Source organism: Nonomuraea angiospora, assembly GCF_014873145.1.
Classification (GTDB): Bacteria; Actinomycetota; Actinomycetes; order Streptosporangiales; family Streptosporangiaceae; genus Nonomuraea; species Nonomuraea angiospora.
In genome coordinates, this window is sequence record NZ_JADBEK010000001.1 from 5,913,519 (window position 1) to 5,933,850 (window position 20,332).

Annotated in this window: 18 protein-coding genes; 4 read left to right on the top strand and 14 right to left on the bottom strand. The window is 71.8% G+C overall.

Translation table 11 applies throughout. The annotated features are described in order from the left end of the window. Nucleotide 1: 1 nt before the first annotated feature. Complete coding sequence (locus H4W80_RS26530; protein WP_225963675.1) at nucleotides 2-844, bottom strand: ABC transporter substrate-binding protein; 843 nt, start codon at nucleotides 842-844, stop codon at nucleotides 2-4. A 225-nt stretch (nucleotides 845-1,069) separates the two neighbouring features. Here H4W80_RS26530 and H4W80_RS26535 point away from each other — a divergent pair, with 225 nt between their 5' ends. The 3 genes from H4W80_RS26535 to H4W80_RS26545 are packed head-to-tail and all read left to right on the top strand — an operon-like array spanning nucleotide 1,070 to nucleotide 3,947. After that, nucleotides 1,070-2,104: a FecCD family ABC transporter permease gene (locus H4W80_RS26535; protein ID WP_318787070.1), complete on the top strand. Its 1,035-nt coding sequence runs from the start codon at nucleotides 1,070-1,072 to the stop codon at nucleotides 2,102-2,104. Then, a complete protein-coding gene (locus H4W80_RS26540; protein WP_192787573.1) occupies nucleotides 2,104-3,147 on the top strand; it encodes a FecCD family ABC transporter permease in 1,044 nt (347 codons plus the stop codon). Before H4W80_RS26535 ends, H4W80_RS26540 begins: the two co-directional genes overlap by 1 nt. Beyond that, complete coding sequence (locus H4W80_RS26545) at nucleotides 3,144-3,947, top strand: ABC transporter ATP-binding protein (protein WP_192787574.1); 804 nt, start codon at nucleotides 3,144-3,146, stop codon at nucleotides 3,945-3,947. The genes H4W80_RS26540 and H4W80_RS26545 overlap by 4 nt, the downstream gene beginning before the upstream one ends. 16 nt (nucleotides 3,948-3,963) lie before the next feature. Here the strand turns inward: H4W80_RS26545 and H4W80_RS63795 are convergent, their stop codons facing one another. From H4W80_RS63795 to H4W80_RS26575, 6 genes are all read right to left on the bottom strand, one after another. Further along, a complete protein-coding gene (locus H4W80_RS63795) occupies nucleotides 3,964-5,640 on the bottom strand; it encodes a tetratricopeptide repeat protein (protein ID WP_192787575.1) in 1,677 nt (558 codons plus the stop codon). 256 nt (nucleotides 5,641-5,896) lie between these two features. Beyond that, nucleotides 5,897-7,075, bottom strand: a complete 1,179-nt coding sequence (gene ftsY / locus H4W80_RS26555) for a signal recognition particle-docking protein FtsY (protein ID WP_192787576.1) — start codon at nucleotides 7,073-7,075, stop codon at nucleotides 5,897-5,899. A 113-nt stretch (nucleotides 7,076-7,188) separates the two neighbouring features. After that, nucleotides 7,189-10,869 (bottom strand): chromosome segregation protein SMC, encoded by a 3,681-nt coding sequence (gene smc, locus H4W80_RS26560; protein ID WP_192787577.1) that lies wholly within the window; start codon nucleotides 10,867-10,869, stop codon nucleotides 7,189-7,191. A 176-nt stretch (nucleotides 10,870-11,045) separates the two neighbouring features. Next, the gene (locus H4W80_RS26565; protein WP_090938435.1) at nucleotides 11,046-11,240 is read right to left on the bottom strand and encodes a hypothetical protein; all 195 of its coding nucleotides are present in this window, start codon (nucleotides 11,238-11,240) and stop codon (nucleotides 11,046-11,048) included. A 190-nt stretch (nucleotides 11,241-11,430) separates the two neighbouring features. Next, on the bottom strand, nucleotides 11,431-11,718 hold the full coding sequence (locus tag H4W80_RS26570; protein ID WP_192787578.1) for an acylphosphatase: 288 nt from the start codon (nucleotides 11,716-11,718) through the stop codon (nucleotides 11,431-11,433). Between the two features lie 11 nt (nucleotides 11,719-11,729). Then, nucleotides 11,730-12,632: a LysR family transcriptional regulator gene (locus H4W80_RS26575; protein ID WP_192787579.1), complete on the bottom strand. Its 903-nt coding sequence runs from the start codon at nucleotides 12,630-12,632 to the stop codon at nucleotides 11,730-11,732. Between the two features lie 90 nt (nucleotides 12,633-12,722). On the opposite strand from H4W80_RS26575, the gene H4W80_RS26580 reads away from it, so the two are divergent. Beyond that, on the top strand, nucleotides 12,723-13,886 hold the full coding sequence (locus H4W80_RS26580) for an MFS transporter (protein WP_192787580.1): 1,164 nt from the start codon (nucleotides 12,723-12,725) through the stop codon (nucleotides 13,884-13,886). On the opposite strand, the gene mutM is transcribed toward H4W80_RS26580, so the two are convergent. The 7 genes from mutM to recG all read right to left on the bottom strand — a co-directional run bounded on the left by mutM (nucleotide 13,834) and on the right by recG (nucleotide 20,289). Then, the gene (gene mutM, locus H4W80_RS26585) at nucleotides 13,834-14,679 is read right to left on the bottom strand and encodes a bifunctional DNA-formamidopyrimidine glycosylase/DNA-(apurinic or apyrimidinic site) lyase (RefSeq protein WP_192787581.1); all 846 of its coding nucleotides are present in this window, start codon (nucleotides 14,677-14,679) and stop codon (nucleotides 13,834-13,836) included. The two genes, H4W80_RS26580 and mutM, sit on opposite strands and share 53 nt — an antisense overlap. A gap of 116 nt (nucleotides 14,680-14,795) precedes the next feature. Next, complete coding sequence (gene rnc, locus H4W80_RS26590) at nucleotides 14,796-15,536, bottom strand: ribonuclease III (RefSeq protein ID WP_378525617.1); 741 nt, start codon at nucleotides 15,534-15,536, stop codon at nucleotides 14,796-14,798. A 195-nt stretch (nucleotides 15,537-15,731) separates the two neighbouring features. After that, nucleotides 15,732-15,911 (bottom strand): 50S ribosomal protein L32, encoded by a 180-nt coding sequence (gene rpmF, locus H4W80_RS26595; protein WP_139632166.1) that lies wholly within the window; start codon nucleotides 15,909-15,911, stop codon nucleotides 15,732-15,734. Between the two features lies 1 nt (nucleotide 15,912). Continuing rightward, nucleotides 15,913-16,482, bottom strand: coding sequence for a YceD family protein (locus H4W80_RS26600; protein ID WP_378525625.1), 570 nt, complete (start codon nucleotides 16,480-16,482; stop codon nucleotides 15,913-15,915). 53 nt (nucleotides 16,483-16,535) lie between these two features. Beyond that, on the bottom strand, nucleotides 16,536-17,012 hold the full coding sequence (gene coaD, locus H4W80_RS26605; protein WP_192787583.1) for a pantetheine-phosphate adenylyltransferase: 477 nt from the start codon (nucleotides 17,010-17,012) through the stop codon (nucleotides 16,536-16,538). Nucleotides 17,013-17,026: 14 nt separating this feature from the next. Next, on the bottom strand, nucleotides 17,027-17,593 hold the full coding sequence (rsmD, locus tag H4W80_RS26610; RefSeq protein WP_192787584.1) for a 16S rRNA (guanine(966)-N(2))-methyltransferase RsmD: 567 nt from the start codon (nucleotides 17,591-17,593) through the stop codon (nucleotides 17,027-17,029). Nucleotides 17,594-18,108: 515 nt separating this feature from the next. Beyond that, nucleotides 18,109-20,289, bottom strand: a complete 2,181-nt coding sequence (gene recG / locus H4W80_RS26615) for an ATP-dependent DNA helicase RecG (RefSeq protein WP_192787585.1) — start codon at nucleotides 20,287-20,289, stop codon at nucleotides 18,109-18,111. Between the last annotated feature and the right edge of the window lie 43 nt (nucleotides 20,290-20,332).

Genomic DNA, 20,332 nt, shown 5'->3' on the forward strand with positions numbered 1-20,332 from the left:
CTCAGGCCCTGGCCGGGTCCACCTCGAAGAGCTTGGCCACGTCGTCCAGGATCGCGTGCGCCCCCTGGATGCCCACCGCGGTCATCCAGGTCAGGTCAGCGACATCGTGTTTGTCGCCCTTGAGCTTGCCCCAGAGCGGGTTGTTCACGAACTTCTCCTTCGGCCCCTCCGCCGACGGATCCTGATATGTCGAGACGAAGATGTGGTCGGCGTCCAGGTCCGCGATCCGCTCCTGGCTGATGTCCACCGCGATGGCGTCCTGCTCGGTCGGCTGCCCCTCGGGCCGCGGGAACCCGACATCCTTCAGCACCAGCCCGGAATAGGACTTCTCAACATAAAGCCTGACTGTCGGCTCGCCGGCGAACCGCACGACCGAGATCGTCGGCAGCTCGCCGTCCTTCGCCTTGATGGCCGCGCCGATCTTGGCCGCTCGTCCCTCGTACTCCTTGATCCTGGTGTCGGCGAGCTGCTCCTTGCCCAGGGCCTGTCCCATGAGCCGGAGGTTCTCCTTCCAGATGGCCCCGGTGGTCTCGCTGAAGACGGTCGGCGCGATCTTGGACAGCTTGTCGTACAGGGCCTCGTGCCGGACCTTCGCCGAGACGATCAGGTCGGGCTTCAGCGCCATGATCTTCTCCAGGCTCGGCTGCTCCAGCGAGCCGACCGGGGTGGCCTCCTTGCCGTACTGCCCGGCGACGGTCCCCAGGTAGGCGGGCAGCTTGTCGTCGAGCGACCGGTACGTCGTGTACCCCACCACCGGCGTCTCCAGCGTGAGCACCGCGTCGACGAAGCTCTGGTCGAGCGCCACCACCCGCTTCGGCTGGGCCGGGATCACGGTCTCGCCCATCGCGTGCTTGACGGTCCTGAACGGGGCAGCGGAAGAGGGAGCCGCCGTGGTCCCCCCGGAACCGCAGGCCGAAAGCCCCGCCACGAGGAGAACCCCGGCCAGCATGCGCAACGGTCTCATAAGATCCCTTTCCCGAATCCCAAAGTAAGGCAAACCTAAATTAGGTTAGGTCTGCCTAAGCTGGCATACTTCACCGTGATCGAGCAAATGTTGAGGAGGACGTGGGTGAGTGCGACCGCCGTGGCCCCGCGCCTCCATGGCATCCGGCACAGGCGGCTCACCGTTCTCCTAGCCCTGCTGGCCGCCGTGCTGGTCGCCATCGTGCTGAGCATCACGGTCGGCTCCAAGTCCGTGCCGCTCGCCGACGCCTGGCACGCCCTCACGGCCCCCACCGGGACCGAGAACGACATCGTCATCCGCTCGCTGCGCCTGCCCAGGACCGCCCTGGGCGTCCTCGCCGGGATCGCGCTCGGCGTGGCGGGCGCGCTCATGCAGGGCCACACCCGCAACCCGCTCGCCGATCCGGGGCTGCTCGGCGTCACGCAGGGGGCGGCGTTCGCGATGGTGTCCTCGATCATCCTGCTCGGCACCTCCAGCCTGCTCGCCTACATCTGGTTCGGCCTGGCGGGCGCCCTGGTCGCCAGCGTCGGGGTGTTCGCGCTGGGCATGGTGGGCGGCAGGGGCGGCCCCACCCCCGTCACGCTGGCGCTGGCGGGCACCGCCGTGAGCGCCCTGCTGTACGCGCTGACCTCGGCCATCGTGCTGCTGGACGAGCAGGCGATGGACGTCTTCCGCTTCTGGCAGGCCGGCTCGATCGCGGCCAGGGGCTCGGACGTGGTCTGGCAGGTGCTGCCGTTCATCCTCGTGGGCCTGGTGCTCGCGATGGTCAACGCGCCGGGCCTGAACGCGCTCTCCCTCGGCGAGGACGTGGCCAGGAGCCTCGGCCAGAACATCTCCGCGACCCGCGCCGTCGGCGTCGTCGCGGTCACCCTGCTGTCGGGGGCGGCCGTCGCGGCCTGCGGCTCGCTGGCGTTCGTGGGCCTGATCGTGCCCCACCTCGCCCGCCCGCTGTCGGGCACCGACCACCGGTGGCTGCTGCCGTTCTCCGGGCTGATCGGCGCGGCGCTGCTGCTGCTCGCCGACGTGATCGGCCGCGTGGTGGCCCCGCCGGGAGAGCTGGAGGTGGGCGTGGTGCTCGCGCTGCTCGGCGCGCCGTTCTTCGTCGCGCTCGTCAGGCGCAGAAAGCCCGTGCGACTGTGATGACCACTCTTTCCCTGCGCGCCGGCGCCGTGTCCTGGCGGGTACGGCTGCGCGGCGTCGCCGTCTCCCTGATCGGCCTGGCCCTGATCGTCGTGCTCATGGCCTTGAACATGCGCATCGGCGAGATCCCGATGACGCTGCCGGAAGTGATCTCCGGCACTTTCGACGTCAACAGCGCCGCCCACTTCGTCATCATGGAGCTGCGCCTGCCGCGCGCCCTCACCGGCGCCCTCGTCGGCGCGGCGCTCGCGCTGTCCGGCGCGATCATCCAGTCCATCGCGCGCAACCCGCTGGCCAGCCCCGAGATCCTCGGCGTCACCACCGGCGCCTCGGTCACGGTCGTGGCCGGCGTGGTGGCCAGCGGCAGCGCGTACGGCGGCGCCAGCGGCCTGCTGGCCACCGTCGGCATCCCCGCCCTGGCCCTGCTCGGCGGCCTGGTCGGCGCGGCCGTCGTGTACGGGCTGGCGTGGCGCCGCGGCCTGGACGGCTACCGGCTGGTCCTGGTCGGCATCGGCGTGGCCGCCGTGTTCACGAACATCAAGTTCTGGCTCCTGACCGTCGGCGACGTCAACGACACCGGCCGCGCCATGGTCTGGATCAGCGGCTCGCTCAACGGCCGCGGCTGGGAGCACGTGCTGCCCACCGCGCTGGCCCTGGCGGTGCTGGTGCCGCTGACCCTGCTCGGCACCCGTTCCCTCGACGCCCTGCGCTTCGGCGACGACACGGTGACCGCGCTCGGCGTCCGCACCAACCTGGCCCGCGCGCTGATGATCCTGGCGGCCGTGCTGCTGGCCGCCGTGGCCACCGCCTCGGCCGGCCCGATCGCGTTCGTGGCCCTGGCCTCACCGCAGATCGCGCTCAGGCTCACCCGCTCCGCCCAGCCGCCGCTGCTGTGCTCGGCGGTCGTGGGCGCCGTGCTCACCACCGCCGCCGACCTGATCGCCAGGACCGCGTTCTCCCCGCTGGAGCTGCCGGTCGGCATCGTCACGGCCGTGCTGGGCGCCCCTTACCTGATCCACCTGATCTGGAGGTCACGCAAATGAGGCTGCAGGCCGCCGGCGTCAAGCTCGGGTACGGCGAACGCCTGGTGGTCGACGGGCTCGACCTCGGCATCGAGGCGGGCACGGTGACCACGATCATCGGTCCCAACGGCTGCGGCAAGTCCACGCTGCTGCGCGCGCTGGGCCGCCTGCTCAAGCCGCAGGGCGGCGAGGTGCTGCTGGACGGCAAGCGCATCGACAAGATCCCCACCCGCGAGGTGGCCAAGGTCCTCGGCGTGCTCCCCCAGGCGCCCAGCGCCCCGGAGGGGCTGACCGTGGCCGATCTGGTGGCCAGGGGCAGGCATCCGCACCAGACGTGGTACCGGCAGTGGTCCTCGGACGACGAGGGCGCCGTCGCGGCCGCCCTGGACATGACGGGCCTGGCCGACCTGGCGGAACGGCCGCTGGACGAGCTGTCGGGCGGCCAGCGGCAGCGGGCGTGGATCTCCATGGCCCTGGCCCAGGGCACCGACCTGCTGCTGCTCGACGAGCCGACCACGTTCCTGGACCTGGCGCACCAGGTGGAGGTGCTGGAGCTCGTACGGCACCTGCACCAGGAGGCGGGCCGCACGGTCGTCATGGTCCTGCACGACCTCAACCTGGCCGCCCGCTACGCCGACCGGCTGGTGGCCATGCGCGCCGGGCGGGTGGTCGCCGCGGGCACCCCGCACGAGGTGCTGACCGAGGACCTGCTGGGCGAGGTGTTCGAGCTGGACGCCAAGGTCATCGAGGATCCGGTGGCGGGGACGCCTCTCGTGGTGCCGATCCGGCCGCGTTCGCACCCCGCGCAGCCGCGGGCCTGACCCGCCGCGGCGGCGATCACGCCTGGGCCAGAGCGCGCCTGACCTCCTCGTCGTCAGGGGCCAGCTCCGTGGCTCTGAGCAGGTCGTCCCTGGCCTTGTCCGCCAGCCCCGCGGCCCGGTGGACCACGGACCTGTTGAACAGCAGCTCGGCCGTCTCCGCCAGCTTCAGCGCGTGGGTCAGGTCGGCCAGCGCCGCGTCGTGGTCGCCGCTCTCGAAGGCCAGCTCGGCCCGGCCCGCCCAGGCCGCCACCAGCTCGGGATCGGCCTCCAGCGCCCCGTCGAACGCGGCCCGCGCCTCCGGGCGCCTGCCCTCGGCCAGCTCCACCTGCCCGAGCACGCACAGCAGGTGGGCGTCGCGGGGCGTCAGCCCCAGCCCGCGCACCACGTCCTGCCTGGCCCCCGCGTAGTCGCCCATCACCACGCTGATCCCGCTGCGGTTCACGTACGCGGGCGCGAACTCGGGGTCCAGTTCCAGCGTGTGGTCCAGGTCGGCGCGGGCTCCGTCGAGATCGCCCGCGGCGAACCGGACCTCGGCCCGGTTGTAGTACGCCTCGGGGAAGGGCGGGCTGAGCCGCATGACCGCCTCGTAGTCGGCCAGCGCCTCCTCCGACCGGCCGAGCCGGTGCAGCAGGTTGCCGCGTTCGAGGTAGTAGTCGGGGTAGCCGGGGTCGGCCTCGACGGCCCGCGTGTAGTCGGCCAGCGCCTCCTCCGTCCGGCCCGCCATGGCCAGGAGCTGCCCCCTGTTGGCGTGGAGCACGAGCCGGTGGATCGGGTGCTCGCCGGCCAGGTCCGTCTCCGCCAGGTCGATGGCCTGCCGCACGAGCTCCATCGCCGCCTCGTGACGGCCCATGCGCACCTCGACCAGGGCCTTGCCGTTGAGGTCGAACCCGAGGTGGAAGGCCCGCTCGCGGCGGTCGGGCAGCAGCGACGTGATCGTGATCGCCTCGTTGATCCAGGCCAGGGCCTCTTCGGGGTCGCGCCGGGCGGGGTCGTGGTGGCGTACGAGGATCATGGCGGTGGCGTACGCGACGGTGGCGCGGTGCTTGGGCTCGGTGCTCACGCGCCTGGCCCGGTCGTAGAGCTCGCGAGCCTCGTCCTCGCGCTCGATGGCCTCCAGGGCGCCGGCGACGCGCTGCAGGAGGTGCTGCCAGCCCTCCGGGTCGTCCTCGTACGCCATCCCGCGCAGCACCGCCAGGCCCGACTCGGCCATGGCGTGATGGAAGCCCTCGTCGCGGAAACGGTCGAAGTCCGCGCACAGCGGTCCGGCACCGGGGGCCGTCGGGCCCTCGTCGATGCGCAGCAGCCCCGGGTCGAGCCTGCGCCGCAGCACGGCCACCAGCTCGGTGTCGGTGGGGTCGGCCGCGCCCAGGTTCGTCACGGTGAGCGCGAGCGGGCCCGCGTCGCGCAGGTGGTCGCGGACGAACTCGGCCAGCCCGTTCGCGATCCTGAGGCTGCGCCGGGCGCCGGGCACGAGGATGCGCTGCCCCTGGGGCAGGCGGCCGGCCAGCGAGCTCCTGCGCTCGGGGACGGACGCGCGCAGCTGCGGCGCGGCGGTGCGGATCTCGATGTCGTGCGCGGCGACCAGCTCGGGCCGGCGCTCCAGCGCCCGGGGGACCAAGTGGCCGAGGAGCCCGGCCGCGAAAGTGTAGGGGCCGCCGATCCGGCGGTCGGCGTCAAGGGAGATCGTGTCCACGAAAGGCCTTCCGTGCTGGCCGGCGCCCCACGAGACGCCGGCCGGGCGGCTCAGGCGCTGTGCCTCGGCGCGGCCGCTGCGGTCGGCTTCACGGTTCCTGGCCGATGAACGACGATCTTCTTCATGGCGCCCCTTTGCGCGGAACGAGCGATCATTGATGACCGCTACATGTCAGCACGTGAGAAGCTCTCAAACAATTGTTTATCTGGTAATGGCTATTATCCGGACAATTACCGCGCGCCCGAATCGTTTCGCGTCACTCTCCCAGGATCGCGTCCACGAACACCTCAGGGTCGAACGGCGCCAGGTCGTCGGGCCCCTCGCCGAGCCCCGCGAGCTTGACCGGCACCCCCAGCTCCCGCTGCACGGAGATCACGATGCCGCCCTTGGCGGTGCCGTCGAGCTTGGTCAGCGCGATGCCGGTGATGTTGACCACCTCGGCGAACACCTGGGCCTGGCGCATGCCGTTCTGGCCCGTGGTGGCGTCGAGGACGAGCAGCACCTCGTCGACCGTGGCCTTCTTCTCGATGACCCGCTTGACCTTGCCCAGCTCGTCCATGAGGCCGGTCTTGGTGTGGAGGCGGCCCGCGGTGTCGACGATGACCACGTCGACCTTCTCCTCGATCCCCTTGGCGACGGCGTCGAACGCCACGGAGGCCGGGTCGCCGCCCTCGGGACCGCGCACGACGTCGGCCCCCACCCGCTCGCCCCAGGTCTGGAGCTGGTCGGCGGCGGCCGCACGGAAGGTGTCGGCCGCGCCGAGCACGACCTTCTTGCCGTCGCCGACGAGCGAGCGGGCGAGCTTGCCCGTGGTGGTGGTCTTGCCGGTGCCGTTGACGCCCACGACGAGGGCCACCGCCGGCCGCTCGCCGTGCTTCTGGATGCGCAGCGTGCGGTCGAGGTCGGGGTCGATCTGGGCCAGCAGCTCCTCGCGCAGCAGGCCGCGCAGCTCCTCGGGGGTGCGGCTGCCCAGCACCTTGACCTTGGTGCGCAGGTCGTCGACGATCACGCGGGTCGGCGCGACGCCGACGTCGGCGGTGATCAGCTTCTCCTCGACCTCGTCCCACACGTCGTCGTCGAGGCGGTCGCGGGAGAGCAGCTCCAGCAGGCCGCGCCCGAGGGCGCTCTGCGAGCGTGCCAGCCGTGAGCGCAGCCGCACCATCCGGCCCGCGGACGGCGGCGGCACCTCGATCTCGGGCGTGACGACGGCCGGCTCGGCGGGCTTGACCGGGGGCGGCAGCGTGGTGGTCGCGCCCTCGCCCTCCTCGCCCGCCACTCCCGCGGGCCGCTCCTCCTGCTCGGGAAGAACGGGTTTCTCCGGCGGTTTGACCGGCGGGGCCGCCTTGCGACCCGGCTTGAAGTACAGCAGAAGGCCGCCGGCCGCCAGCAGGGCGACGACGGCCACGATCACTATGACGCCGAGGTAACCATCCACAAGATGTCAGTTTTCCAGATCGACCGGCATGGTCATGCCCAAGGCACCACCGATCAGGCCCAACTCACGCCCTCCGACCGGCTGTCCGGCGCGCCGCCGGGCAGGGGCCAGGGTCAGGCCGGCTCGCGTTCGCGCAGTCGCTGGCTGACGACCTGCGTCACGCCGTCGCCGCGCATCGAGACGCCGTAGAGCGCGTCGGCGATCTCCATCGTGCGCTTGTTGTGGGTGATGACGATCAGCTGCGAGCTCTGCCGCAGCTCCTCGAACAGGGTCAGCAGCCGCTGCGTGTTGGTGTCGTCGAGCGCGGCCTCGACCTCGTCCATCACGTAGAACGGCGAGGGCCGCGCCTTGAAGATGGAGATCAGGAACGCCACGGCGGTCAGCGAGCGCTCCCCGCCCGACAGCAGCGACAGCCGCTTGACCTTCTTGCCCGGCGGCCGTGCCTCGACCTCGATGCCGGTGGTCAGCATGTCGGCCGGCTCGGTCAGCACCAGCCGCCCCTCGCCGCCAGGGAACACCCTGGTGAAGATCTGCTCGAACTCCCGGGCCACGTCCTCGTACGCCGAGGCGAACATCTGCTCCACCCGGTCGTCGACCTCCTTGACCACGGTCAGCAGGTCGCGCCTGGTCTTCTTGAGGTCCTCCAGCTGCGAGGTGAGGAACGCGTGCCGCTCCTCCAGCGCCGCGAACTCCTCCAGGGCGAGGGGGTTGACCTTGCCGAGCTGGTTCATCTGCCGCTCGGCGGCCCTGGCCCGCTTCTCCTGCTCCTCGCGCACGTAGGGCACGGGCGGGTCGCCGGGGACCGGGACCTCGGGCCCGTACTCGGAGATCAGGGCCTCGATCTCGACCCCGAACTCCTCCAGCGCCCGCTGCTCCATCTGCTCCAGCCGCAGCCGCTGCTCGGTGCGGGCGACCTCGCTGCCGTGCACCCGGTTGACCAGCTTGTCCAGCTCCTGGCCGAGCTCGCGGACGCGCAGGCGCACCTGCTTGAGCTCGGCGTCGACGGCGACCCTGGCGAGGTCGGCCTCGTCGCGCTCCCTCGACGCGAGCCGGATGGAGGACTCCAGCTCCCTGAGCACCTGCTTGGCGCCCTTGCTGACGGCCTCGGCCACGGCGGCCTGCCGGCGGCGCCTGGCGCGCTGGGCGGCGGCCTGGGCGCGGTCCTGGCGCTCGCGCTGGGCGGCCCGGACGAGCCCGTCGGCGCGGCCCTCGATGCCCTTGACCCGCTCCTCGGCGGTGCGGACCTGGAGGCGGGTGTCCATCTCGCGCTGCCTGGCGGCCTCGCAGGCGCCGGCCAGGTCGTCGCGGAGGTCGGTGGTGGGCTCGGACTCCAGCTCCTGGGCGTATTCGGCCTCGGCCAGGCGGATCTCCAGCTCGGCCAGCTCCTCCAGCCCTTCGGCGCGGGCCTCCTCCGCCTTGGTGACGCTCACGGCCAGGCGCTCGGCCTCGTCGCGGGCGGCGTTGGCGGCGGCCTCGAGCTGGGCCAGCCGCTTGGCGGCGGCGGCGTTGCGCTGGTCGGCCTCCCGCTGGCGGCCCCTGACCTGGTCGAGGGCCCCCTGGGCGGCGCTCACGCCCGCCTGCGCGGTGGTGACGGCGGTCTGGGCCTCGTTGACCTTCGCCTGGGCGGCCTCCAGCGCCGCCTGGGCCGCCTGCTCCTGCTCGACCGCCTGGTCGAGGACGACGACCGTCTCCTCCGCCCGGCTCTCGGCCTCCTCCAGGTCCCTGACGGCCTCGTCGAACGCGGCCCGCACCTGCAGCACGGAGGTGCCGCCCTCGGAGCCGCCGCTGACCAGGTGCGCGCTCACCAGGTCGCCCGCCTTCGTGACCGCCCTGAGCCCGGGGTGGCCCTCGACGACCGCGCGGGCGGCTTCGAGGTCCGCCACGACCACGACGTCCGCGAGGACGTGGTCGAGGGCGGGCCGCAGGTGGTCGGGGACCGTGACGAGGTCGGCGGCCCACTGGCCGCCCTCGGGAGCGGTCGTACGGGCGCGCCGGGCCTGGTCGCCGTCCGCCCCCACCAGGAGGGTCGCCTGGCCCGAGCCCTGGGCGCGCAGCAGGTCGAGGGCCTCGACGGCCGTGTCGAGGGTCTTGACCGCGACGGCCTCGGCGACCGGGCCCAGCACGGCCGCCACCGCCGGCTCCGCGCCGGGCGTGACCTGCATCGAGGCGGCCAGCGGCCCCAGCACCCCGGCCAGGTCCGCCTCCAGCAGGGCCGCGCCACCGTCGCCCTTGGCGAGCCCCAGCTCCAGGGCGTCCCGGCGGGCGATCAGCGCGGCCACGGACCGCTGGGCCTCCTGGTCGGCGGCGCGCGCGGTGGTCATCCCGGATTTTGCGGCCTGCAGGGCGGCGCGTGGCGCGTCGAGGCCCGCCTTGGCCTCCTCGGCCGCCGCCCGCGCCTCGTCGGCGACCGCCCTGGCCTCCTCCACCAGCGCCTGCGCCGTGGCCAGCTCCTCGGCGAGCGCGGGATCGACCGCGGGCTCCTCCAGCCGCTGCGCCTCCAGGTCCTCCCTGGCCCGCCGCTCGCGCCCGGTGGCGTCGGCCACGGACTGCTGGAGCCGCCCGATCTCCTCCTGGGCGGCCCGCGTCCGGCTCCGTACGGAATCGACCTGGCCGCGCAGCTTGGCCAGCCCCTCGCGGCGGTCGGCGGCGGCCCGGGCGGCCAGGGCGAGGCGGTGCTCCTCGGCGCTCAGCTCGGCCTCGGCCTCGGCCCGCCGCTGGACGGCCTCCTCCAGCAGCTCCTGCGCCTGCTCCAGCTCGGCCCTGAGGATCAGCTCCCGCTCGCGCACCTCGGCGGCCTCGCGTTCGAGGTCCTCGGGGTCGCGGCCGCGGCGCTCGATGGCGGCGGCGTCGAGCGCGTGCCGGTGGCGCTCGGCGGCGAGCTGCGCCAGGCCGGTGATGCGCTCGCGCAGCGACGAGAGCCGGAAGTACGTCTCCTGCGCGGCGCTCAGCCGCGGCTGGGTCTCGGCCTCGGCCGTCTCCAGTGCCGCCTCGCGCTGCTGGCCCTCGGCCAGCTCGGCCTCGACCTTGTGCCGCCTCTCCGTGATCGCGGCCTCGTCGGCGGCCTCGCGCTGCAGCGTGGTGCGCAGGATGCACACGTCGTCGGCCAGCAGCCGCAGCCGGGCGTCACGCAGGTCGGCCTGGATGACGGCGGCCTTGCGGGCGATCTCCGCCTGCCGGCCCAGCGGCTTGAGCTGGCGGCGCAGCTCGGTGGTGAGGTCCTGCACTCGGGTCAGGTTGGCCTGCATGGAGTCGAGCTTGCGCAGCGCCTTTTCCTTGCGCTTGCGGTGCTTGAGCACGCCCGCGGCCTCTTCGATGAACGCCCGCCGGTCCTCCGGCCCCGCGTGCAGGACGGCGTCGAGCTGGCCCTGGCCGACGATCACGTGCATCTCGCGGCCGATGCCGGAGTCGGACAGCAGCTCCTGGATGTCGAGCAGGCGGCAGGTGTCGCCGTTGATCGCGTATTCGCTCTGCCCCGACCTGAACATCAGCCGGCTGATCGTGACCTCGGTGTAGTCGATCGGCAACGCGCCGTCGGAGTTGTCGATGGTCAGCGTCACCTCGGCGCGCCCGAGCGGCGGCCTGGAGGAGGTGCCGGCGAAGATGACGTCCTCCATCTTGCCGCCGCGCAGCGACTTGGCGCTGTGCTCGCCCATGACCCAGGCCAGGGCGTCGACGACGTTGGACTTTCCCGAGCCGTTGGGGCCGACGACGCAGGTGATGCCCGGCTCGAGACGCAGGGCGGTCGCCGAGGCGAAAGACTTGAAGCCGCGCAGGGTGAGGGTCTTCAAATACAAGCGCGGCCCCCTTCTGCCTGATGCGGACTCCGGAAAGCCTACTGGTCCTCACTGCCCCACGCGGGCCGGTGCGGTACACGCCGGCCCGACCTGGGCAAAGGAAGCTTTCCGAATATGCGCAAATAACAAGGGACGCCTCTTTGAGACGTCCCTGGGGTCTTGCGCTCCGATCACTCTCAGGTGAGTGCCGGCTCGCGCTCTTGCATGCGGCTTAGTGCCTCGTCGCGGGTTTGCGCCGCAAGAGCGTCATTGGTGGCCTGAAGTCGGATGAGTTCTGCCTCCAGATCCCGGATACGCTGCTGCAGGCGGCGCATCTCCGAGACCATCCGAGGGTCAGGACCGCCGACGTGGCCGAGTAGAGCCTTCGCCATGGTAAAGGGTCCTCCACGCTGAGTGACCAGACTGGTTCGCGCACTTCTATTCCGCGGGAGGGGTGCGCGTGGTACCTAACAAGAGTCGCACCGGCAGTGTGGGCGGTCAAGTCGAACGAACCGCTGAGCCCTACTGATGGGCACTCCCGACATACAACTATACCCTATTTGAGCGGTTAAACGGAAGCCACTACCGCTCCACAAACCCACCCAAACTACCTCGGGGTTCACTCCAACGTTCCACTACTCCATCGACCCTGCCCGGCGTGTCGCAACCTCTGAGCAGCGCCAGCAGCTTGACGCACGCCTCGCGCGGGCCCTCCGCGACCACCTCCACCCGTCCGTCCTCGGTGTTGCGCGCCCATCCCACGAGCCCCAGCTCCAGTGCGCGCGCACGGGTCCACCAGCGGAACCCCACCCCTTGGACCCTGCCCCGTACCCAGGCGGTCAGCCGTGAGTTGTCATTGTTTTCCTGCATTTCATCTCCCGTCAGGCCACAAGGGACTCCATCCGGTGTGCGTGCCCGACGGCCGCCTCGTCGAACGCCAGCACGGCGGCGGTCTCGGCCGCCTTCACCCAGGCCAGGCCCATGACCGACGGGCTCAGCCCGGCGACGGGGACGAAGCTCACGTCGGGCCGCCGGTGGTGGGCCGCCGTCGGCGCGCAGAACAGCATGCCACCCCGGTCGAGCGCCACCTGGGTCAGGCCCTCCTGGCTGGTCGCCACGGTGCCGGCCCGGGGAATCGGACGTCCGGAAGGGGTTACGGACGGTGCGATCCGCTCGCGCCAGGTGCGCGGGGCCGGGCCGTCCATTCCGATCAGGGGCACGTTCGCCAGCTCCTCCGCGGCGATGCCCGGGCGGGCGGCCAGCGGATGGCGGATGGAGACGCCCAGCTGGTAGCCGACCTCGTTCAGCCCCTCGCCGGTCGCGAGATCCGGCTCGTTCACCGGGAGCAGCGTGAACGCGAGGTCCACCTGCCCGGCGCGCAGCTTGCCGAAGGGGTCCGAGAGCGGGATCTCCACCAGCTCCACCTCGCACTCCGGATACCGGCGTTCGAAGGCCCGCACGCTGCCGGTGACGACCTCCGTGGGCGTGGCCAGGAAGCCGACCCTGAGCCGGCCGGTCACCTCGCGGGCGGCCGCCTTGGCCCGGCGCACCGCGTCGGCCAGGCCGTCGTAGGAGGGGCGCAGGTCCGCCAGGAAGCGCTCGCCCAGGGGCGTGAGGCGCACCCTGCGGCTGGTGCGCTCGAAGAGCCTTCCGCCGATCCTGGTCTCCAGCGAGCGCATGAGCTGGCTCACCCGGCCGGGCGACAGATAGAGGCGCTCGGCCGTACGCGCGAAGTGCAACTCCTCGCTGAGCACCACGAAGCACTCCAGCTCCCTGAACTCCATCCCCATCCCCCCGGATCGCTTAGCCTGCCTAAACCAAGCCTTCGGACTTCGTCATTGTTCCCGTCCGGCGCCGAACCCGAGGCTGGGGGCATGACCATTACCGATGTCTCCTCCGCCACCCGGGCGCGCTGGCTCGCCGTGTCGTCGGTGGCGGTGGGCACCTTCACCATCGTGACCAGCGAGATGCTGCCCGTCGGCCTGCTGACCTCGATCGGCGCCACCCTCGGGGTGTCCGACGGGACGGCCGGGCTGATGATGTCGGCCCCCGGGCTGGTCGCCGCCGTGTCCGCGCCGGTGCTGGCGCTCACCGCCCGCCGGCTGGACCGGCGGGCCATCCTGATCGGGCTGATGGCGCTGCTGGCGGTGGCCAACCTGGTGGGCGCGTTCGCGCCCGGCTACCCCGTCATCCTGGCCGCCCGGGTGCTGACCGGGGTGAGCATCGGCGGGTTCTGGGCGTTCGCGGCCGGCCTCGGGACGCGGCTGGTGCCGGAACGGTCCGTCGGGCGGGCCACGTCGATCATCCTGGCCGGGGTGTCGGTGGCGTCGGTGCTGGGGGTGCCCGCGGCGACGTTCGTGTCGTCGTTCGCGGGGTGGCGCAGCGCGTTCGCCGCGATGGGGGTGGTGGCGCTGGCCCTGGTCGCCGTCCTGTACGCGACCCTGCCGCCCCTTCCGGGCGAGGCCCCTGCCCGGACCTCGGGACCGCGGCGCGGATGGCTCTCAGGGCCGCTCAAGACCGTCCTCGTCATGACCGTGCTCGTCGTGTCCGGCCACTTCGCGGCCTACACCTACGTCCGGCCGTTCCTGGAGCAGGTCTCGCACGCCGGGCCCGCCCTCGTCAGCACGATCCTGCTCCTGTACGGCGCCGCGGGCGTGGCGGGCAACTTCGCCGCCGGCGCGTGGGCGGCCAGGAACCCCAAGCCGGTCCTGATCGCCCTGGCCGCCCTCATCGCGCTCGCCACGGCGGCGCTGGCCTCGATCGGCCTGCCGCTGGTCGTGCTGCTGGTGTGGGGCTTCGGCTACGGGGGCGTCGGGGTGACCCTGCAGCTGTGGATCATGCGTGCGGGCGGCGGGGAGCTCGGCACGGCGCTCTTCGTCGGCGCCTTCAACGTCTCCATCGCGCTCGGCGCGTTCGCCGGCGGCCGGGTCGTGGACGGGGTGTCGACCACCGCGGTGATGTGGCTGGGCTCCGGGCTCGCCGTGATCACCGCGGCCGTCGCTGGCATCTGGGGCAGGAGTAGGACGAGCGGTTCATGAACGGCTCGCGCCTGATCGCGGTGCCGCAGCGGGAGCAGGGCAGGTCGCGCCGGCCGTAGACCTCAAGCGAGCGCTCGAAGTAGCCGCTCTCGCCGTTGACGTTGACGTACAGGCTGTCGAACGAGGTGCCGCCCTGCTGAAGCGCGGAGGACATGACGGCACGGACGCCGGCCAGCAGCTCGGCGATCTTGGGACGCGTGAGCGTCTCCGTCTGCCGGGCCCCGTGCAGGCGGGCGATCCACAGGGCCTCGTCGGCGTAGATGTTGCCGACGCCGCTGATCAGCGACTGGTCGAGCAGCGCGCGCTTGATCTCCGTGTGCCTGGCCCTGAGCCTGCGGGCGAACTCCGCGTCGTCGAACACCGGCTCGAACGGGTCGGGGGCGATGTGGGCGATCGGCTCGGGGACGCCCTCGGCCAGGCCGGTCAGCATGACGTGCCCGAACGTCCGCTGGTCGACGAAGCGCAGGTCGGGGCCGCCGTCCTCGAAGCGGAGGCGTACCCGCAGGTGCTTCTCCAGCGGCGAGTCGGGCTCGACGACCAGCAGCTGGCCGCTCATCCCCAGGTGGGCCAGCAGGGCCTCCTCGGCGCCCGACAGCGGGAGCCACAGGTATTTGCCGCGCCGCTCGGCGGACAGCACCGTGCGGCCCTTGAGGCGCGCGGCGAACTCGTCGGCTCCGGGCGCGTGCCGCCTGATGGCGCGGGGATGCAGCACCTCCGCCGAGGCGATCTCGCGCCCGGTGACCCACTGCGCGAGGCCGCGCCTGACGACCTCGACCTCCGGTAGCTCAGGCACCTCAGACCCTTTCCGGCACCAACCTGCTTGTGCGGCCCGCTTCGGGCGACCTGCTTATGCGGCTTATGCGGCCCGGTCCGGGCGTCCTGCCCATGGCTGGCCCCGGGCGGGGGCGTTCAGCCGGCGGGCTGGCTCTCGCGCTGCTCCCGCCGGGTTTTGATCCGGGTCCAGGCCGCCTCGGCCGCCTGCTGCTCGGCCTCCTTCTTGCTGCGCCCGTTGCCCGAACCGTAAGACTCGCCGCCGACCCGCACCATCGCCGTGAACGACTTGGCGTGGTCGGGGCCGCTCTCCTCGACGTGGTATTCGGGCACGCCGAGCGCCTCGGAGGCGGTCAGCTCCTGCAGGGAGGTCTTCCAGTCGAGCCCGGCGCCGAGCGAGGCCGAACGGACGATCAGCGGGTCGAACAGCAGGTGCACCACCCGGAACGCCTCGTCGAGCCCCTTGTCGACGTAGATCGCGCCGATCAGGGCCTCGAGGGTGTCGGCCAGGATGGACGACTTGTCGCGCCCGCCGGTGCCCTCCTCGCCCCTGCCGAGCCGCAGGAACCGGCCCAGGCCCAGGTTGCGGGCCACGTCGGCCAGCGCGCGCATGTTGACCACCGCGGCACGCAGCTTCGCCAGCTGGCCCTCGGGCAGGTCGGGGTGGTTGCGGTAGAGGGTGTCGGTGACCACCAGGCCCAGGACCGAGTCGCCGAGGAACTCCAGGCGCTCGTTGGTGGGCAGGCCGCCGTTCTCGTACGCGTAGGAGCGGTGCGTCAGCGCCCGCTCCAGGATGTCGGGGTCGAGGCCGACCGCCAGGACCCGCTCCAGCTCGTCTCGGGCGACCTCTACGGCCACCGGCTTAGGACCTGTGCCCACGTGCTTTCCTCCTCGGACATCTTCGCATGGTGCGCGGAGTGCGGAAGATGCCCGAAAACGTGGTGGGCGTCGGGGTAACGCGTAGCCCCGGCGTCCACCACGGCCGCGGGCGAACCGCCGCCGCACGCATCTGAGACGGTAACGCCGACCGAGGCACCATCGCACCCGGTCGGCATCACGTCAACTGCTGACGGATCAGGCGGACGGCTCGATGACCTGACGCCGGTTGTAGGTGCCGCAGGTGGGGCACGCGATGTGCGGCTGCTTGGGCGAACGGCACTGCGGGCAGCTCACCAGGGCGACAGCAGTCGTCTTCCACTGGGAGCGACGGTGGCGGGTGTTACTCCGCGACATCTTTCGCTTCGGGACGGCCACGTCACTTCTCCTGATCGTTATCTTTGTCGGTAATCAGACCTTGCAACGACGCCCAGCGGGCATCGATCTTCTCGTGCCGGTGATCCTCGCCGGCCTCGGCCAGCTTGATCCCGCACTCCGTGCAGAGCCCTTCGCAGTCCTCACGGCACACGGGGCTCAACGGCAGTGCGAGCACCACCGCGTCACGGAACGTCGGCTCGAGGTCGAGCAGCTCGCCGTCGAGCAGTGAGTCCTCCTCCGAGGCGTCCTCGTCGGAGTAGAAGAACAGCTCCTGCAGGTCGACCTCGAGGTCCGAGGTGACGGGGTCGAGACAGCGAGCGCACTCCCCGGCGAGCGGGGCCTGCGCCGTGCCCGACACGAGCACGCCTTCCATCACTGCTTCGAGCCGGAGGTCCAGCTCGACTTCGGCGTCTTTGGGGACACCGATCATGTCGACGCCGAGATCTGCCGGTGCCGGGAGGGTCAGAGTCATCTGCCGCATCGTGCCCGGCCGCTTTCCCAGGTCATGAGTGGAGATCACCCACGGGGAGCGGGGGTCGAGGTGCTGAGTCATCCTGCTCTCGCTAGGCATGGCGAGACGATCGCCGTCGTACAAGGCCGAAATGAAAGGATAGCAGGTCGCGCTCAGCCCCTGAGCCGCTCGATGAGCAGCTTGTGCACGAGATCGGGCACGAGGCCCGAGACGTCCCCACCATACCTGGCGATCTCCTTCACCCTGCTGGAGGACAGGAACGAGTATTCGGGGTTCGTCGGCATGAACAGCGTCTCGACCCCCGACAGGCGGTAGTTGAGCTGTGCCATCTGCAACTCGTAGTCGAAGTCGCTGACCACCCTGATGCCTTTGACGATGGCGGGGATGTCGTTCTGCCTGCAGAAGTCGACCAGCAGTCCGTGGAATTTCCGCACCGTGACGTTCGGATATTCCTTGGTCACGGTCTGCAGGATCTCAATTCGTTCGTCCACCGTGAACAGGCTGCTTTTCTCGACGTTGATGAGGACTGCCACGGTCACCTCGTCATAGAGCCGGGCGGACCGGCCGATGATGTCGAGGTGGCCATTCGTGATGGGGTCGAACGACCCCGGGCAGACTACGCGGCGCAAGACGCCTCCCAGGTTTACGGGTTCCCGGCGGCGCGACCGTACCAAACGGACGCTTCGCCATAACGACGGACCCTCTCCTCAACGTAGCCTTCCGGCCACATCAGTGCCTTTCCCCTGCTTTCCCTCTCGAATGCCACCAGCGCCTCATCCAACAGCCATCCGTTGTCGCGCAGCGCCTCCAGCGTCCGCCGGACCTCCTCGTCGGACACGGCGTAGGGCGGGTCGGCGAAGACGATGTCGTACGGCTCGGCGGGCGGCTTGCCGAGCACGCGCTCGACCTTGTCCGCGATCACCTGGGCGCCGTCGAGGCCCAGCGACTGGACGTTCGCCTTGATCGTCCTGACCGCCTTGGGGTCGGACTCCACCAGCACGGCCTCCTTGGCGCCCCTGGACAGCGCCTCCAGGCCGATCGCGCCGGACCCGGCGTACAGGTCGAGCAGGCGGGCGCCGGTGAGGCCGTACAGCGAGTCGAGCGTCAAGAAGATCCCTTCTCTGGCCCTGTCGCTGGTCGGTCTCGTCCCCCGCCCCGGCGGCACCGCCAACCGCCTGCCACCCGCGCTGCCTGCGATGATCCGCGTCATGTGACCCATTGTTCCGCATGTTCGCGCAGGTCAAGAGTGGACAAGTGTCTGCCTCGAGTGCGCAAGGGTGATTCACATCGGCGCGACGGGCCCGCATGATGAGTTCTGCGGCCTTCAAGGTGACCCACATGAAGGCCGACCGGCGTGATCGTGAGCCCTTCCGCACGCCGGTTCCCTCGGCACCTGACCCGAGGGTGGGCCCAGCCGGGGACGGCATTCGGGGGGAGGCCGTCCCCGCGGCTGGGCATCTCACTACCGTTCAGCTTCCCCACCGCCCCGGCGCCCCGACTACCGCCCGGGCAAAGCACCGCACGCCGCTCCCCGCCAGCAGCCCGGCCCCGACCCGCCGCACGCGTCGCGCCGAACACCACCGCACACCACCCCACCGCACCGTCGCCCGAGATCCCCTGTGCCACCCGACGGCCGCTATCCGCCTGGCGCCGCCTCCCGGGCGACCGTACGCCGCGTGCCGCTCCCCCAGCCCGGGGCTTGCTCAGGCGGCCCCGGCCATCGGGTCAGGTCTTCTCCAAGTACTCCGCGCGTTCGTCCGCCAGCAGCCGGGCGATCTCCGCCCGCAACCCCTCGTGCGACTTCAGGTCCGGATCCTCCTCCAGCAGGGCGGCGGCCTCGTCGCGGGCCGTGGCGATCACGTCCTCGTCCCGCAGGAGCTGCAGCAGCTTCAGCGACGACCGCTTGCCCGACTGGGCCGCCCCCAGGACGTCGCCCTCCCGCCGTTGCTCCAGGTCCACGCGCGACAGTTCGAAGCCGTCCAGGGTGGTGGCCACCGCGTCGAGGCGGGCGCGGGCCGGGGTGCCCTCGGAGAAGTCGGAGACCAGGAGGCACAGGCCCGGGAGGCCGCCGCGGCCGACGCGGCCGCGGAGCTGGTGGAGCTGGGAGACGCCGAAGCGGTCGGCATCCATGATGATCATGACGGAGGAGTTGGGGACGTCGACCCCGACCTCGATGACGGTCGTGGCCACCAGGACGTCGAGCTCGCCGCGCGTGAAGGAGCGCATGATCGCGTCCTTCTCCTCCGGCGGCAGCTTGCCGTGGAGCGTGCCCACCCGCAGGTCGTGGAAGGGGCCGCTCTTCAGGAGCTCGGCCACGTCGAGGACCGCCAGCGGCGGGCGGCGGTCGTCGTCGCCGGCCGGCGCCGCCGCCAGGTCGCCCTCGTCGCCCTCCAGGTCGCCGATGCGCGGGCACACGATGTACGCCTGCCGCCCCAGCGCCACCTCCTCCCGCACCCGCTGCCAGGTGCGTTCGAGGTAGTGGGGCTTCTCGGCGGCCGGGACGACGTGCGTGGTGATGGGGGCGCGGCCCGACGGGAGCTGGGACAGCGTCGAGATCTCCAGGTCGCCGAAGACGGTCATGGCGACCGTGCGCGGGATCGGGGTGGCCGTCATGACCAGGACGTGCGGCCGGCCGCCGGCCGCCTTCTCGCGCAGGGCGTCGCGCTGCTCCACGCCGAACCGGTGCTGCTCGTCCACCACGACCAGCCCCAGGTCGGCGAACTGCACGTGCTCCTGCAGCAGCGCGTGCGTGCCCACGACGATCCCCGCCGTGCCCGAGGCGGCGTCCAGGAGGGCCGCGCGGCGGGCGGCGGCGCCCATGGAGCCGGTCAGCAGCGTGACCGACGTGCCCCCGAACATGCCCCCCTGCGCCAGATCCCCGAGCATGCCGGTGATCGAGCGGTGGTGCTGCTGGGCCAGCACCTCCGTGGGGGCCAGCAGCGCCGCCTGGCCGCCCGCGTCGACCACCTGGAGCATCGCCCGCAGCGCCACCACCGTCTTGCCCGCGCCGACCTCGCCCTGCAGCAGCCGGTGCATCGGGTGCTCGAGCGCGAGGTCGGCGGCGATCTCCTCGCCGACCTGCGCCTGCCCCTCCGTCAGCGAGAACGGCAGCCGCGCGTCGAAGTCGGTCAGCAGGCCGTCGCCGCGCCTCGGCCTGGGCTTGGCGGGCAGCGCGGTGGCGGCCTGGCGCCGCCGCAGCAGCACGGCCTGCAGCACGAACGCCTCGTCGAACTTCAGCCGCTTGCGCGCCCGCCCCACCTCGGCGAAGTCCTTCGGCCGGTGGATGCCCGCCAGCGCCTCGCCCAGGTCCTGCAGCCCGTGGCGGGCCCGCAGCTCGGCGGGCAGCGGGTCGTCGAGCGGGCCCAGCGTGTCGAGCACGACGCCGACCGCGCGCCTGATCGCCCACGGCGTGACGTCCTTGCCCGCCGGATAGATCGGCACCGGCGCCGCCGCGAACTCCTCCGCGTTGGCCTCGCCCTCCTCGAACAGCTCGAACTCCGGGTGGGCGAGCTGCCAGCGCGGCTTGGCCCGGGCCCCGAACAGCCCCACCTTGCCCGCGAACATGCCCCGCTGCCCCGGCTTGAGCCGCGACTCGGCCACGTGGGAGCCCTTGCCGAAGAACGACAGGTAGAGCCGGTTGCCGTTGCCGTCGACGACCTCGACCTCCAGCCAGGTGCCGCCGCGGTTGCGCATGGGCTTGCGCATGAGCCTGGTCACCTCGCCGACCACGGTGACGTGCTCGTCGACCTCCAGCGCGTCGAGGGTGGTCAGCTCGCCGCGCTCGGCGTAACGCCGGGGATAGTGGCGCAGCAGGTCGCCGACCGTCTCCAGGTCGAGCACGCTGTGCAGCAACTTGGCGGTCTTCGGGTCGAGCGCCTTCGTCAGAGGCTCGTCGAAACGGCTCACGGCATTAAGTTCTACCGCGTCGGCCCGACAGGAATCCCGTCCA